We start from the raw sequence: 15,512 nt of genomic DNA on the forward strand, positions 1-15,512 counted from the left end.
CAGCTATGCGTTACATGGGATTGGATTACGGTGACAAGACGATCGGCGTCGCTGTCAGTGATGAACTCGGCTGGACGGCACAAGGACTTGAGGTGATTCGCCGATCGACGGTACAGCGCGATATGGACCGTATCAAAGCGTTGGTAGAGCAGTACGGGGTAACGGAAATCGTAGTTGGGCTGCCGAAAAATATGAACAACACGATCGGTCCCCGTGGAGAAATTTGCATCGCATTTTCTGAACAACTGCATGAAACCCTACAAATGCCGGTGCATTTGTGGGACGAACGACTGACGACGGCCGCGGCTCAGCGAACGCTGCTGGAGGCGGACGTCAGCCGCAAGAAACGAAAGCAGGTTGTTGATAAGATGGCGGCTGCGCTCATTTTACAAGGATTTATGGATTCCCAATCTCAATCGAAGAGGTGATGGACTGTGTCCCAGAAGGATCAAAGTTCCAATCAGGAGCAACTGCTTGAAGAGCCGGAAATTATTTACATTCCCGATGATGAAGGCAACGAAGAAGAGTTTGAAGTGATCATGAAATTTGAAGTGGACGGCTCGGACAAAAAGTACATGATGGTTGTTCCTGTCGATGCCGATGAGGAATCCGACGAAGTGTATGCGTTCCGCTATGAAGAAGACGGTGACGACCTGCAGCTGTATACGATTGAAGACGAAGAAGAATGGAATATTGTGGAGGAAACCTTCAATACGCTGATGGATGAATTCGAGGAAGATGACGAAGAATCCAAATAAGCTGCGAAAGGAGGCCTTCATTTGAAGAGAATGACGGAAGCTGAACCTACACGTCAGTTGCGAGAAGCCTACGGAAATGATATTATTTTGTATGATGAGCATCAGGAATCCGTAGTTTACCGCATCGTTTCCGAGCTGATCCTTAACGGTCAGAGCTATGCGATGCTGGAAAAAGTGAAGCCCGGCAAGGAAGACGAGCCTGAGGTTTATCGCGTTTCGCGCAAGCACGACGGGGAACTGGAGCTCGAAACGATCGAAGATGATGAGGAGTGGGAGAATGTCTCCGAGGTCTTCGACGAATGGACTTTTCCAGCTGACGAACCGTTGTAAGGATTCAACTTTTAACCTTAACGTTGTCTGGAGCGGAGATAATCCGCTCTTTTTCGTTTGTTAAGCAAGGCGTGCAGAGGGGCGGGGATAACATCATTGTGGAGAGACGAAGGTCGATGAAACGGGTTGTCTTATGGGGATTGATCCTATTTGTTTTCCTGGCTGCCGGAGCTGGGGGAGGGCTCGCTTTATATGTGAGTAAAGCGCTGCAGCCTATGCCGCCGCTGGACGAGGCGCAGCGGATTTCTTTCCCGCCGGGGACCGGTGTGGCGCAGCTGGCTTTAGAGCTTGAACAGAAGGGGATTATACACAATGCTGATATTTTTACATGGTATCTGAAATATAAGCAGGAGGGCGGCCGCTTTAAGGCCGGGGAATATGACATGAAACCGGGGCTTTCGCCTGATGAAATTATCGGGCAGCTGAACCGGGGAGAGACGGTCAAGGAAGCGGGGCTGCGCCTTACGGTTCCCGAAGGGTTTACGGTGCGGCAGATCGCCGAGAAGCTTCAAGCGGAGCAAGGGTTCGACAGCTCGGTCTTTCTTCAGGCGGCGCAAAGCTATAAAGGGCTGCCGGGAACCGTGGGGGCGGATATTCCGGATGATCCCTCCCTTCGTTACCGCCTTGAGGGATATCTGTTTCCCGAAACTTATGAATGGAATAAGGACGCCGACGCCAATGAGATCATCGCTTCGATGACGCAAGAGCTTGACAAACGGCTTGCCCAGCTGCCGCCGGACTGGAGAGAAGCAATGGCGAAGCAGAACTTGACGTTCCATCAGATGATGACCATTGCTTCGCTGATTGAAAGGGAAGTGGTGGTTGAGGAAGAACGGCCCATTGTCAGCGGTGTAATTTATAACCGTCTGAAGCTGGGTATGCCGCTGCAAATCGACGCTACGGTCCAATATTTATTCGATAAGCAAAAGGAACGGCTGCTTTTTCAGGATCTGCGCATCGAAAGCCCGTATAATACGTATTTGAATAAGGGGCTTCCGCCCGGACCGATTGCAAGCCCGAGTCTGGCTTCCATACGGGCGGCCATCTATCCGGCAGAGACCAAATATTTGTTTTATGTGACCAAAAAGGATGGGACCAGAGGGCATTTGTTCGCCGAAACGTTCGAGCAGCATAATAAAAATATTGCCGAAAGCAATAAGACGGGCAATCCGTGATTTTAGATAAAGCAGGTGAGGTAGAAGATGAATAAACCCGAGCTTCTGATCTCCGCAGGCTCAGCGGAAGAGGTACGGCGCTACATTAAGGCCGGAGCGGATGCAGTAGTTGTAGGCGAGCACAGGTTTGGCTCGCGGCTCCCGGGAGAAGTGACGACGGAGGAGCTGCGTACGCTTGTTCCTTGGGCTCATGAGCATGGGGCTAAAGTATATGTCGCGGTAAATAATATAATGGATAACGGAGTGCTTCCCGATTTGGAGGCCTATGTAAGCAAGCTGCAAGAGATCAGGCCTGATGCCCTTGTCTTCGGGGATCCGGCTGTAGTCATTGCTGTCCGCAGCGCCGCGCCCGGCATGCCGCTGCATTGGAACGCGGAAATGACTTCCACCAATCATGCCACTGCCCGTTACTGGGGACGGAAAGGCGCCGTAAGGATGGTGCTGGCCCGCGAACTGAATTTGGAAGAGACGATCGATATCAAGCGGCAGCTGGCCGATGAAATGGAAGTACAGGTACAGGTGCACGGCATTACGAATATTTATCATTCCAAGCGGAGCTTGCTTACGAATTATAAAGAGCATCAGGGAAGGCCGGAGGCGCTGCAAAATCGCTCTCTCGGAATGGAAGAAGGATTGTTTCTGATCGAGCAGGAACGCCAGGACGAACGTTATCCAGTTTACGAGGATGAGAACGGTACGCACATTATGAGCTCGGATGATATCTGTATGCTGGATAGTCTTCATGAGCTGATGGAGGGCCACATTGACAGCTTCAAGCTGGAGGGGCTGCTTAAAACCGTCGAGTACAATGAAACCGTGATCCGAAGCTACCGTCAAGCGATCGACGCTTATGTGTCGGACCCGGAAAACTACGAATTCAAAGAAGAGTGGCTGGAGGCGATCCGTGCGCTGCAGGATCCGCGGCGTGAGCTCTCTTACGGTTTTTTCTTTAAAGAACAGGTATATTAATCGTACGAAAGAAATAAAAGCGAGGTGGAAATGATGACCTTATTGAAGCAGGATCTGCTGGGCAAGCGCGTGCGGCTGGAAAAGCCGGAGCTGCTGGCGCCGGCTGGCAGCTTGGAGAAGCTGAAATTTGCCGTTCATTATGGTGCGGATGCCGTATATATCGGCGGGCAGCAATACGGCCTTCGTTCAAATGCGGACAACTTTACGTTCGAAGAGATGAGAGAAGGGGTTGAGTTTGCCGAAAAGTATGGGGCCAAAGTGTTTGTGGCTACCAATATTTTTGCGCATAACGAGGATTTGCCCGGTCTCGAGGAGTACTTGAGGGGAATTCAAGATGCCGGGGTTCACGCCATCATCGTGGCGGATCCGGTCATTATTGAAACATGCAGACGCGTGGCGCCGCGGCTTGAGATTCATTTGAGCACGCAGCAGTCCACGATGAATCGTCAGGCCGTACAGTTCTGGAAGGAAGATGGAGTTGACCGCGTCGTCTTGGCCAGAGAAGCTACGATGGAAGAGATTCTGGAAATTAAAAAACATGTAGATATCGAAATCGAGGCATTCGTGCATGGCGCCATGTGCAGCTCTTATTCGGGCCGCTGTGTGCTTTCGAACCATTTTACCGATCGCGATTCCAACCGCGGCGGGTGCTGTCAGTCCTGCCGTTGGAAATATGATTTGTTCACGTCGCAAGAGGATATGGAGCAGCAGACAGGGATCAAAGAGATTCCGTTGTTCCAAGAAGGCGATAACCCGTTTTCTATGAGCTCCAAGGACTTGGCTATGATCGAGCATGTGCCGGAGCTGATTCGTGCGGGTGTAGACAGCTTCAAAATCGAAGGACGGATGAAGAGCGTACACTATGTGGCAACGGTAGTGAACGCTTATCGCCAGGCGATTGATGCGTATTTTGCCGATCCGGAGCATTACCAAATGAAACCGGAATGGCTGTATGAGATCCAAAAAGCGGCTAACCGGCCGTTAAATACAGGCTTCTTCTATGGCGAGCCAAGTCATGAAGACCACATCTTTGAACCGGAAGACAAGGCTGCGCCGTATGATTTTGTCGGCGTAGTTATGGATTACGATGCAAAGACCCAAATGGCGCTTATTCAACAGCGCAACCATTTCAAACCGGGTCAAGAGGTGGAATTTTTCGGCCCTAAGGGAACCTTTTTTAAACAGACCGTGCCTGAACTGAGTACGGAGGACGGACAACCGCTTGATGCGGCACGTCATCCGCTGCAGTTGATCCGCATGAAGGTGGATCGGCCGGTTCAACCGTTGGATCTGATGAGGAAGAAGATAGGCAAGCAATAAGGTTGGAAGAATAGATGAAAAAAGCCGCAGCCGTAGAAAGCTGCGGCTTTTTTGTGCTGCCGCTTAGCATAAGCGGTTAGTAGTCTGCTTCAGCAGTGAAATAGTTGATTTTAGTTATAAAAGACTATAATTTTTTCGTTGATTTGTCCCGATATATAAAAAGGAAGTTGTGATTATAGTCATGATTCTCGGCAGACTTGTTACTGTCATCATTATTTATTTAGGGCGGTGGAACTATATTTTTTTATAATCCGAGAGATATGGAAAAGGATTATGACAAACCATGTCGAATAGGTATAAGCTATGTTTTACACTTTCAGTAAACTATACCAACTTTAGGTGGTGTTCTCTGTGAAGAATTCTTGGTCTTCACTCAAAGCCAGCCTGCAAACAGCCGGCAAAGCACTCGCAGCTCAGTTTCGTACAATATTGTCTAACAGGCGTAACCATCAAGGAGCTTCCGTCTCTTCACTTGCAGCAGCAATAAAAGAGATTAGAATGGATAACCTGTTCAAGTCAGTTGGAGCAAAGCTTTTTGTCATTTTTCTTTTGTGTATCTGGTTTTTCGTCTTGAGCGTTGGCTTCATTTCCTATTTTATATCCAAAGACGTGATTCAGAGCAAGGTGGCCCAAGCCTCTGAACAGACGATTGTTCAAGCGGGACAAAAACTGGATATTCTGTACACTACATACGAAGATTTATCCATGCAAGTTTTGCTCGACGAAGATTTGAAGAATGTGTTAAACGAGTTGAATCGGTTAGAAAAATCCAGCTATGAATATCTCGTGCTTCGTCAACGGCTGGGAGAAATGCTAAACGTATATTCTTATTCGAATAAAGCGATCGGCTCCATTCAACTGATAGCATCCGACGGCCAACCGTTGGCTGGATCGGGCGGTACCCTTAAATACGATGGCATAGCGCAAGAAAACTGGTTCAAATCGATTTTGGCAAATGACGGAGCCGTGTCATGGCTGGAGACCAAACTGGGAGGCTTCTCGGAAAACGTTGGAGTTCCGAATGCGGCCAGCTTCGGTTTAGGGCGTGTGTTAAAGGTAACCAGCGATTATCAGGTGGTTCTGCTGATTGAAATCAAGCTGGATGTTATCGACAAAGAATTAAGCGCTATCAATATGGGTCAAGGCGGAAGGACGATTATTGCCGGTCCCGATATGAAACTGATTTATAACACGGATCGGGCAATTATCGGAAATGACAGCCGTCTGGGCGTTCAAAAGGAAGCGTTTCAAAATGATATGGGCAGTCTGTTAAGCGACAATAAAGCCATGCAGCTGGTATACTATAATTCTCAAAAGAACGATTGGCTGCTGGTGGGCGAAATGCCGGTAGACGAGCTGGTAAGGGACGCCAAAACGATATCGAATATGACTTGGTTGATGACAGCTGTCGCCACAGTAATTGCCATCATTATCGGTTATTTCATCGCCAGGATGATCGGGAGACCGATCATTATGCTTCGCAACTTGATGAAACAAGGCGAGCAGGGTGATTTAAGAGTCCGGATGACCGTCAAACGGAAGGATGAAATCGGCCAGCTGGGTGAAAGCTTCAATCAAATGATGGAGAAAATCACCGGACTCGTACAGCAAACCAATCAGTCTGCGCAGGATGTGCTGAATACCGCCAGCGATTTGTCCGAGGTTTCGAAGAAGACGGCAACCTCTGCCAAGGAGATCGCTGTCGCTACGGAGGAAATCGCGAATGGGGCATCCAGCCTGGCTGTTGAATCGGAGCGCGGGAATGAATTAACCCACAATATCGGGATGCAGATGAAAAATGTGGTGGATTCGAATATCGTTATGGGCACTTCCGCATCAGAGGTTCAGAAGTCGAGTAAACAGGGGATTGAATACATGTCCGAGTTGATCGGCAAGACGAATTCAACCGAAGCGATGACGCGGGAAATGGTGGAAAAAGTAGATAACTTAAAGGAAAGCACCGGCTCCATCCGCAAAATTCTCGAAATGCTGAACAGTATTACGAAGAAAACGAACATTTTATCCTTAAATGCGACCATTGAGGCGGCCAGAGCCGGTGCGGCAGGCAAAGGGTTTATGGTGGTGGCCGATGAAATCCGTAAGCTTGCCGACCAGTCCCGCGAATCGATTGCAATCGTGGGTGAAATCACTGAGAAAATTCAAAGTGAGATTGACGAAACGGTAAACGTCCTTTCTCAGGCTTATCCGCTCTTTCAGGAGCAGATTCAATCCGTTAAAGAAGCGGATTCCATCTTTAAACAGGTCGATTCGCAGATGGGCGATTTGATCACAAGGCTTTCGGAGGTGACCGAATCCATCAGCGAATTGGAAACCTCGCAAGTGGTATTGAATGAGGCGATGACCAATGTGAGTGCCGTAGCTCAGCAATCGTCAGCCACCTCTCAGGAGGTCGCTTCCTTAAGCTCGGAACAGATGAATATCAGTGATGGTCTTGTGAAGCTGTCGGACAAGCTGGAGGAGCTGTCCAACTCTTTGAAAGAATCTCTTTCCAAATTCCAAGTATAGTATTGAAGCCTTTTCCTATAAGCGGGAAAAGGCTTTTTGCCGTCATTCCAACGATAGCAGCGTTTGGAGCAAAGCACATCTGAACATACTATTACTAGATAATAGGCATGAAAGGAGATTGGGCATGAATGACGAAACCGGGCTGAAAAAGCATCGACTGTTCTTTGTTTTACTGCTGATTGTCGTTCTTTTGATCATTTGGAACATAAGACTGTTCTGGATACAAGTCGTCGCAACCCGAAGCTTCGCTGGAAGGGGCATCGATTTGCTGGAGAACTCCGTGATTCAGAGGGAAAACGGTCTGATACTGGACAGCGGCAGAGGAGATTTTGTTGATCGGAAAGGTACTCCTCTTACCGGTAAAGAGATCAAGGTGTTGACGGTGTTTCCTATCCGCGAGGAGAACCCGACGGGAAGGGGAAGCAGGCGGGAAGAGTCGTTGAATCGGATTGCCCGATGGCTGGGGATATCCGTGAAGGAATGGCATGCTTTCGTGAGCGGATTGAAATCGCCGGCCATATGGTCCGAATCGGGCCGACCCGTCGCGCTTACGGATTCCCAGGCGGAGCATATTGAAGCGCTCGGCTTGCCGGATATTCGGGTGATGCGCTACAAGCAGCGATATGAAGAGCAGCAAACGGCAGGTCAAGTCATTGGTTTTATTGGACAAAATCCGGACCGGATCATGCGGCAGTTCACAGACCAGGTGCATAAAGGCGAGCTTCAGCTCACAAGTAAAATCGGCAATGCCGGACTGGAGAAAACATTCGAGCCTTGGCTTCAGGGCATAGGGCCTACCTCGGTTTCTTTATTTACCGACGGGATGAAAAGGCCACTGCCCGGCTTGGATATGAGAACGGTATCGCCGGACAATCCTTACTATCCGCTAAAAATGGTTACAACGCTGGACAAAGATATTCAAAGCCGGATTGAACATCAAATGGAGCGGTTGGGGATCGCGGAAGGAGCGGTCGTTGTGCTGGATATTCAGAACGCGGATACGGTAGCCATGGCCAGCCGTCCTTCGTTTCATCCCGAACACGTCGACCCTGCTGAAGGAAACTGGAGCAATCGGGCTTTAAAAGCGACCTCGCCTGGCTCGATATTCAAGGCGGTAACGGCCGCTGCAGCGTTGGAAGAAAAAGCGGTGGATCTGGATGAAACCTTTGAATGTACCGGGGAGCTTGGAATGTACGGTTTCACCTGCTGGAAGAAGGGGGGGCATGGACGCTTGACGCTGGAGGAAGGCTTTGCGCATTCCTGCAACATCGTATTTGCAGAAGCTGCCAAACGTATCGGGGCAGAGAAATTGGAGCAGTATGCAAAAAAGCTGGGTTTGGGAACGCGCGTAGGCTGGTCGGGACCGGTACCCGGACGGGAAGAATTCAAGCAGTGGGACGGTGAGGAGCAGGGACAGGTGTATCACGCTTCGACAAATAAAGGGGATGAGGGGGCTTTGCTGCAAACGGCGATCGGACAGAGGGACGTTCAGGTGACCCCGCTGCAGGCAGCCAATCTCGTTGTCAGCTTGTATGCTCAAGGAAAGGTATTCTCGCCTCGCATCGTACATGAAATCCGGTTCCAAACCGATCGGCTTCACACCTCTTTTCCTCCAAGAGAGCTTACGCGGGAAGATTCCGCTCCGATCCGGCCTGCTACAGCACAACGGCTGCTCTCCTGGATGAAAGAGGTGGTCGGGCAGGGGACCGCAACGGCGCTGCAGGCGGCCAAATGGCCGCTCGCAGGTAAATCCGGCACGGCACAAGTTACCAAGCACAACGGCCAGCCTGGAGAAAATCATTGGTTCATCGGATATGGTCCTGCGGATCAGCCGCGTTATGCTGTCGCCGTTCTCGTACAGAACGTGCCGGAAGGACACGGCAATAAATCCATTCCTTTGTTTAAGGAAGTGATGGATATTTTGGCGGCACCTTAACTTTAATGATAAGCCGATGTCTGCAAGGAAGGAATCAAAATGGTAAAACAGGTGCCCTTTCCTACTTCGCTGGTTACGTCAATACGGCCTTGGAGGTTCTGGATGGTCCGATAGGTCACCATCATGCCAAGCCCAGTTCCCTTGCCGCGTGTAGAATAATACGGCGTTCCCAACCGACGGATCTCGTCTTCTGTCATCCCGACGCCGTGATCGATAATGTCGATACAAACGGTTTGATTCTGTACAACGCCGACCAGCTGTAATTTGCCGCCGCCCGGCATCGATTCGATTCCGTTCTTGCACAAGTGAACGATACACTGCATGAATTTATCCGTATTCGCAAGAATCATAAGCCGCTCTTGCAAATGCATTTCGATGGTCACTTCTTTCAAATCGGCATACGCTTGCAGCGATCCCACTGCAGCAGTGATCACCGGCTTGGCATCGAACAGCTGTGCTGCATCGAATTGCGGTTTGGCAAAGGCTAAGTAATCGTTGATGATAGACTGGGCCTTGTCCATTTCTTCTAATACCAGTTGATTGTATAGCTGGCGCTTGTCTTCGGACAAATGCTTTTGACCCATCATCTGTACAAAGCCGCGGACAACGGTCAACGGATTGCGGATTTCATGGGCGAACGATGCCGCGAGCTCGCTCAACATGTTCATTTTATCGTTATGCTGCATTCGTTTGCGCAGATCCAGGTTTTGCTTCATTTGACGTATGGTATACACGACAAGTACCGAAGTGATTGTAAAGATCAGGCAGTACAAAGAAAAAAAGGTGAAAAAATGTATAGTGACGGGAATTCCGTCCAGCCAATGGGTTAACAGGGCGACAAATGCCGAAATCAGGGAGATCATGAGCCCCAATACGGCCCCTTTAAGAGGGTGAAGCAGTTTGGACGGTTCGGTTCCGGCGCTGGCCGTCTCTGCTGTCATTATGGGGTACCGCTGGCACTTAAGCAGCTCCGGTCTGCATACGCTGCCGATTTTATTAAGCTTCATCCTGATTTTGCTGTGGTACTGCCAAAAAAGGCGTAAAAAAAACAAACTGCCAGCGGAATCATGCGGAAATCGTAACGGTATCCCGGATACCATTCGAACGGGTACGACATACTGAATACGGCGACTACAGCACAAATGGAGGCGGCAATCCAGCGTTTGCTTCGTTCGTCCGCCCGCTGCAGGCGGTCGATCCAAAAAAGCTGGTAAAGCAAAACGGGAGTTATAACAATAAGCATATGAAGTAAAAGCTGGCTGATAAGATTCAACAAACATCACCTTTTAAGGATATAATCGGATAAGCGTATAGCTATTCTTATTCGACAAAATCCTTCCATTTCCTACATCATGCCAAAAAACCTTTTTCAAACCGAAGTGAAACCGGTCAGAAAAAGGCAGGGCGGATTCCGGAAAAGGAAGAGTCTATTCAATGCCCGTTCATAAGACAAATCCTTATGCCGGTTAATTTTTGTTGAATCCGTAGAGGCGGCTGTAGTATTCAATCGTCTCTCCGAGCCCGCTGCGCAGCGTGTACCGGGGCTCCCAGCCAAGCTGCTCTTTAGCCGCCGTATTATCTAGCCGGCTGTGGATGATGTCGCCGGCGCGCTGAGGCTTGTATTGCGCTGCGAACGGCTTGCCGCAAATCTCGCTCATCAGCTTTAACAGCTCATTTACCGAGGTCTGCTGATTCCAGCCAATGTTGTATACTCCTTTACTTCCGCATTCGATGGCTGCCAGATTAGCGCTGACGATATCTTTGACATAAATAAAATCACGGGTCTGTTCACCGTCTCCGAAGATCATCGCCTGTTGTCCTTTCAGCAGCCGATCCACGAAGACGGACACGACGCCGCCTTCCCCCCTGGGATCCTGACGAATCCCGTAAACGTTCGCATAGCGCAAAATAGTGAAATCGATTCCGGATAAATGAGAGAAGACTTCAATATAATGCTCTGGCGTAAGCTTGGAGATTCCATAAAATGAAATCGGGTGGAGAGGATGCCGTTCATTCACTCCAAGATACTCCGGAGATCCGTACACGGCGGCAGAAGAGGCGTAGATCAGTTTGCGGACCTTATGCTCGCGGCATTGCTCCAATAGGGCTAGCGTGCCCAATATATTGACTTTGGCATCGAACAGCGGTTGTTGTATGGAAGTTTGGACGTCGATTTGCGCCGCGTGATGAATGACGATATCCGGTTTGGCCTGCTCAAATACGGCCCCGAGTTGATCTCCCATAATGTCGATATGATGAAATTGGGCCTTAGGATTTACATTTTCCTGATTTCCTGTCGTTAAATTGTCAATGACATGCACCTGATGTCCCGATTCGATAAGCGCATCCACAATGTGTGAGCCGATAAAGCCCGCGCCCCCGGTGACCACAAAATTCATTTTTTATTCCTCCAAACGTGTAGAAATACAATGTTCGTTAATGGAGGCCAACCGCGAGGTACGTTATTCAGGACGGTTTGACCGGAAGCACTGGAACCTTCCATTGCGCTCCTTCGATCCAAGTCCGGTTACTGAATTCCCTGCCGCGAACCACGACTTCATGAGGATACACCTGCACGTACATTCCCTGTACCGGCGTTCCCGATTGACCGGGTCTGGCCCTTGTTTTGCCTACGGAGGCATTGTTGAACCAGTGAAAGGTGTTCTGCCGGTTGTAATGGTCTTCTCCAACGAAGTTGCGGTGACTATGTCCGGATAGTACGAACACGTTGCTGTAAGGCTCCAGAATGGCACGGAATCGCTTGGCGCGAATTAACCTATGCGTACCGCCGTCCGTTCCAGGCTCGGGAAGCGGTTGATGAATAAAGACAAAGGCGGGCCGCCCGTCCTTATGCGCTCTCATCGCTTCTTCGAACCAAGCCAGCTGTTCGTCGGAGTACCATGCCCCTTCTCCGACCTCAGGTTTTTCCTGAACATAGGTTTCTTGGGACAGCATGATGAGATGAACTCCATTGATCCATACCTCATGATACGGCTTGCTCTGATATCCGATAAACCTCATAAACCTTTCGCGGGACATGGCGTCTGTTTTGCCGTTGGGCATCGTCTCCGTAGAGAAGGCTCCTTTGGCGTTCAACCATATATCGTAATAATCATGGTTGCCCATATTTCCGTAAAGCGGAGGGAGCTTGTAATCATCTAGTATCGAGCGCAAACGCTTATATTCCGATTCTTTGCCGAAGTCAGTTAAATCGCCTCCCAGCACGATCGTATCCACAGCCGATTCGAACCTGCTGATATCTTTTAGCGCCAAATGCAATCTGCCGTCGAATACAGAGTCTGCTGCGGAGATGTGCAAATCGCTGAGCAGAAAAAAGGAAAGAAGCGGTGTGGAAAGATCGGCGGCCGCGTTCTGAGCCTCTGGCAGCTGGGGCTGGTTTTCCGCGGCTGCAGATTTAGTGTCTGTGCTCGGGCTACGGTTCCAGATTTGAGATGCTGTAAGGGCACCGCCTGACATCAGCGTGAGGATGGCAAGCATCTGTTTGACAAAGAGCCTTCTGGACATCATATTCGGCTGTTCCCTCCGGGTATAGTGCTGATTAGCTTCATTATAATAGAGCAGGCATTAAAATAGAATATGCGTTTTGCAGATGAAGAGTCCAAAATTTCAGGAATACGGCCGATTTAACAGACGATCGGACAGGTACTACAAGAAGTTAGTACTTCCGTAATTCAACGGCTCGGATATACTGAAACTAACAGGACCTGCCGATAGGTAGGGTCAGGCACAAAAAGGTGGTGTGGCCGATGAGCCGGAAATGGGTGGAAAAGGAAGCGCCTCTCTGGATCGAGCGGGGGATTGTAACCCGCGAGCAGGTAAATCAGATTCTGCATTTATATGAAGATAAAAAGCATGCTGTCGGTCTGCTTCCGATTCTGGGAAGCATTTTACTGGGGCTTGGGATTCTGAGCTTTATCGCGGCCAATTGGCAGGACATTCCTCAGCTTCTTCGGCTGGGCATGGTGATTGCGGTAATGGCAGGCTTCTACGTCGCGGGGGAGAAGTTGGTGCGCAGGGGCAGCGATAAGCTGGGCATCTCGCTAGTCGCTCTTGGCGTTGTCACCTTCGGCGCAGGGATGATTCTTATCGGTCAAATGTTTCATTTGATGGCTTACAATGCCGGGACGTTTATTATGTGGTCGGCCGCGGGTGCGTTGGCGGCTTATCTGTACAACAGCCGGTACTTGTATTTGCTTAGCTTGCTGCTTGTCAACGTTGCCGGTTGGTACAGTGTGAACGAGTTTGATACTTTCAGCTATACGGCTTTCGGGCTGCTGGTGCCGGTACTCGGGGCTTATGTCTGGAAGCGGCGCAGCAATCTTCTGATCTGGCTATTCAGCTTCAGCGTAACACTGCACTTGCTGATGTGGACAACGTCGGGACATATTCCGTTCCTATGGATGTTTGTTCCGGCGATGGCGCTTTATGTGCTCGGCGACTGGCTTGTGCAGCAACGCGGCGGGTACGCATTGCAGGTCGCGCCGCTTACAGCGGCATTCCTGTTCAGTGTATTTATGGTCCTATTCCCTGGCGAATGGAATGGCAGGATGATGGAGGAGCTTCGGCCGGAGCCGCTGTATTATATCGGAGCAATGATGATTCTGTTCGCCGTTTCGATTACAGGCAAAATGAAAAACGGGAGAGCCTCAAGCGCATTCGAATGGATTTTGCTGGTGCCTTTCATCTACATGCCTTCGGGGATTGACGTGCTATACTTAGTCTCATTGTTCATTTTCTCCCTGTACGTTTTATGGAGCGGATATGCCGAAGAGTGGCGGTTCAAAATTAATTTCGGCACAATGCTCTTCATCTGCAGCACCTTGGTGGCCTACGGTAAATTGACCTGGGATTTCATGGATAAATCGTTGTTCTTTATCATCGGAGGAATGATTCTTCTTGGACTCAGCTGGTTCTTGAACCGCCGGAAAAAGCAGGTTTTGGAGGATGCAAAGGAGGGGAATCGGCATGAGTAACGGAAATGCGGTTTCGGTAAAGCGCCGTTCCTTGCTTGTGTACGGATTGGCGGTGCTTCAGGCGCTGGTGCTGGTCGGGGTCGCCGTGTCCTATTATGCGGTCGGCTGGTTCGGTCAAGATGTCCGTGTCCGAACGGTGCCTGTCGATCCCAGAGATTTGCTGTACGGGGATTATGTGACTTTAAGCTATGACATTAGCCGGTTGGACCCTTCCTTATGGAAGGACTCAAAAAACAAAGCGGAGCGGGGCAAAGCGATTTATGTGGTTGCGGCCCCGGGAAGCGACGGGTTGATTGAGCCCAAGGCCGCTTATGGGTCGAAGCCCTCCGTCGGGGAGGGGGAGGTCGTCTTGAAAGGGCGAATCGATTACAGCTGGGATGAAGCGATTGCGGTGAAATATGGCATTGAAACATATTTCGTTCCGGAGAATACGGGCAAACCGTTGGAGGAGAAGGCGGACCGATTGATTGTTCACCTGAAGGTGGCGTCCTGGGGTCAAGCTGCCATTCAGGGATTAGAGGAACGAAAAGACTGAAAAAGGCAGAGGCGAAGCGATTTTGCCTCTGTTTGTTATATTCTGCGTGCGGATGCCGTTTACTTGCAACAAAGGGCGTTCCCTTTTACAATAGGGGGTATTGATTTTGTGACATACATAGAGGGAGTATATCATGAGCGGATTAACCGATTTGCTGATTCTTGATCGGTCCAATGATCTTACGGAACCCGATGTTCTGTATCCTTTTGCCTTGGAGGAGCTGCTGTGCAGGCATGTTGGCGAGGGCGGAGTGCCTTTGGTCCACCTGTGGCGGCATCCCCGCGCCTTTGTCATGGGCCTGCGTGACAGCCGTTTGCCTCATGCGGGAGCTGCGGTCGAGCGGCTTGAAACGAAGGGCTACTCCGTAGCCGTCCGTAATTCCGGCGGAGCGGCCGTCCCGCTGGATCTCGGCGTTGTTAATATATCGCTGATCCTGCCCAAGCGTAGGCAGGGGGAAATTGATTTTCGCGATGACTTTGAGCGGATGGTTGAGCTTATCCGCTTGACCCTGCAGGAAACCGGTGCAAGTGTGAGCACGGGAGAAGTGCAGGGCGCTTATTGTCCGGGTGATTTTGACCTGAGCATTGGCGGCCGCAAGTTTTGCGGCATTGCGCAGCGGCGTCAAGCCCGCGCTTATGTCGTGCAGGCTTTTATCGTTGCCGAAGGAACGGGCATGGAAAAGGCAAGGCTGGCCCGCGAATTTTACGAACGCGCTTCGTCTGAAGGCGGCGGTGCGGATCATCCGCAGGTAACGGATGAGAGCATGGCCAGTCTGGAGGAGCTTACGGGAATCGGCAGGAACGCCGCGGTAACGTTTGCCGACGGAGCCAAACGGGTCATCCGTGAGCGTCAAACACCGGAAGGGATGGGAAGGGCCGCCTCCGGACTGTGGCTTCCTGAACGCGATCAGGTGATCGAGATGATCGGTACGTTGAAGCAGCGTTACGGTATACGAAAAAGCTAGCGGTA

15 protein-coding genes are annotated in these 15,512 nt (G+C 50.3%); 11 read left to right on the top strand and 4 right to left on the bottom strand.

Annotated features, from left to right (window positions below):
- Positions 1 to 5: 5 nt before the first annotated feature.
- The 8 genes from ruvX to ACZYR9_RS04620 all read left to right on the top strand — a co-directional run bounded on the left by ruvX (position 6) and on the right by ACZYR9_RS04620 (position 9,014).
- Entirely contained in the window at positions 6 to 428 is a 423-nt protein-coding gene (gene ruvX / locus ACZYR9_RS04585; protein WP_488977284.1) for a Holliday junction resolvase RuvX, read from the top strand.
- 6 nt (positions 429 to 434) lie between these two features.
- Positions 435 to 758: a DUF1292 domain-containing protein gene (locus tag ACZYR9_RS04590; RefSeq protein ID WP_488977285.1), complete on the top strand. Its 324-nt coding sequence runs from the start codon at positions 435 to 437 to the stop codon at positions 756 to 758.
- 30 nt (positions 759 to 788) lie between these two features.
- The gene (locus ACZYR9_RS04595) at positions 789 to 1,088 is read left to right on the top strand and encodes a DUF1292 domain-containing protein (RefSeq protein ID WP_488977401.1); all 300 of its coding nucleotides are present in this window, start codon (positions 789 to 791) and stop codon (positions 1,086 to 1,088) included.
- Between the two features lie 116 nt (positions 1,089 to 1,204).
- A complete protein-coding gene (mltG, locus tag ACZYR9_RS04600) occupies positions 1,205 to 2,263 on the top strand; it encodes an endolytic transglycosylase MltG (RefSeq protein WP_488977286.1) in 1,059 nt (352 codons plus the stop codon).
- A gap of 27 nt (positions 2,264 to 2,290) precedes the next feature.
- On the top strand, positions 2,291 to 3,232 hold the full coding sequence (locus ACZYR9_RS04605; RefSeq protein ID WP_488977287.1) for a peptidase U32 family protein: 942 nt from the start codon (positions 2,291 to 2,293) through the stop codon (positions 3,230 to 3,232).
- Between the two features lie 33 nt (positions 3,233 to 3,265).
- The gene (locus ACZYR9_RS04610; protein WP_488977402.1) at positions 3,266 to 4,552 is read left to right on the top strand and encodes a peptidase U32 family protein; all 1,287 of its coding nucleotides are present in this window, start codon (positions 3,266 to 3,268) and stop codon (positions 4,550 to 4,552) included.
- A 351-nt stretch (positions 4,553 to 4,903) separates the two neighbouring features.
- Entirely contained in the window at positions 4,904 to 7,078 is a 2,175-nt protein-coding gene (locus ACZYR9_RS04615; RefSeq protein WP_488977288.1) for a methyl-accepting chemotaxis protein, read from the top strand.
- Positions 7,079 to 7,202: 124 nt separating this feature from the next.
- Positions 7,203 to 9,014, top strand: a complete 1,812-nt coding sequence (locus ACZYR9_RS04620) for a peptidoglycan D,D-transpeptidase FtsI family protein (protein WP_488977289.1) — start codon at positions 7,203 to 7,205, stop codon at positions 9,012 to 9,014.
- 2 nt (positions 9,015 to 9,016) lie between these two features.
- On the opposite strand, the gene ACZYR9_RS04625 is transcribed toward ACZYR9_RS04620, so the two are convergent.
- From ACZYR9_RS04625 to ACZYR9_RS04640, 4 genes are all read right to left on the bottom strand, one after another.
- On the bottom strand, positions 9,017 to 10,021 hold the full coding sequence (locus tag ACZYR9_RS04625; RefSeq protein ID WP_488977290.1) for an ATP-binding protein: 1,005 nt from the start codon (positions 10,019 to 10,021) through the stop codon (positions 9,017 to 9,019).
- A complete protein-coding gene (locus tag ACZYR9_RS04630; RefSeq protein ID WP_488977291.1) occupies positions 10,018 to 10,287 on the bottom strand; it encodes a hypothetical protein in 270 nt (89 codons plus the stop codon). The genes ACZYR9_RS04625 and ACZYR9_RS04630 overlap by 4 nt, the downstream gene beginning before the upstream one ends.
- Positions 10,288 to 10,480: 193 nt before the next feature.
- On the bottom strand, positions 10,481 to 11,413 hold the full coding sequence (locus ACZYR9_RS04635) for an NAD-dependent epimerase/dehydratase family protein (RefSeq protein WP_488977292.1): 933 nt from the start codon (positions 11,411 to 11,413) through the stop codon (positions 10,481 to 10,483).
- Between the two features lie 67 nt (positions 11,414 to 11,480).
- Positions 11,481 to 12,542, bottom strand: a complete 1,062-nt coding sequence (locus ACZYR9_RS04640) for a metallophosphoesterase family protein (RefSeq protein WP_488977293.1) — start codon at positions 12,540 to 12,542, stop codon at positions 11,481 to 11,483.
- Between the two features lie 239 nt (positions 12,543 to 12,781).
- Here ACZYR9_RS04640 and ACZYR9_RS04645 point away from each other — a divergent pair, with 239 nt between their 5' ends.
- The 3 genes from ACZYR9_RS04645 (at position 12,782) to ACZYR9_RS04655 (ending at position 15,507) form a co-directional block, all read left to right on the top strand.
- Complete coding sequence (locus tag ACZYR9_RS04645) at positions 12,782 to 14,008, top strand: DUF2157 domain-containing protein (protein ID WP_488977294.1); 1,227 nt, start codon at positions 12,782 to 12,784, stop codon at positions 14,006 to 14,008.
- Positions 14,001 to 14,543: a GDYXXLXY domain-containing protein gene (locus tag ACZYR9_RS04650; protein ID WP_488977295.1), complete on the top strand. Its 543-nt coding sequence runs from the start codon at positions 14,001 to 14,003 to the stop codon at positions 14,541 to 14,543. The genes ACZYR9_RS04645 and ACZYR9_RS04650 overlap by 8 nt, the downstream gene beginning before the upstream one ends.
- Positions 14,544 to 14,676: 133 nt before the next feature.
- Entirely contained in the window at positions 14,677 to 15,507 is an 831-nt protein-coding gene (locus tag ACZYR9_RS04655) for a lipoate--protein ligase family protein (RefSeq protein ID WP_488977296.1), read from the top strand.
- Positions 15,508 to 15,512 lie beyond the last annotated feature (5 nt).

It is taken from the genome of Paenibacillus sp. F024 (assembly GCF_057814255.1).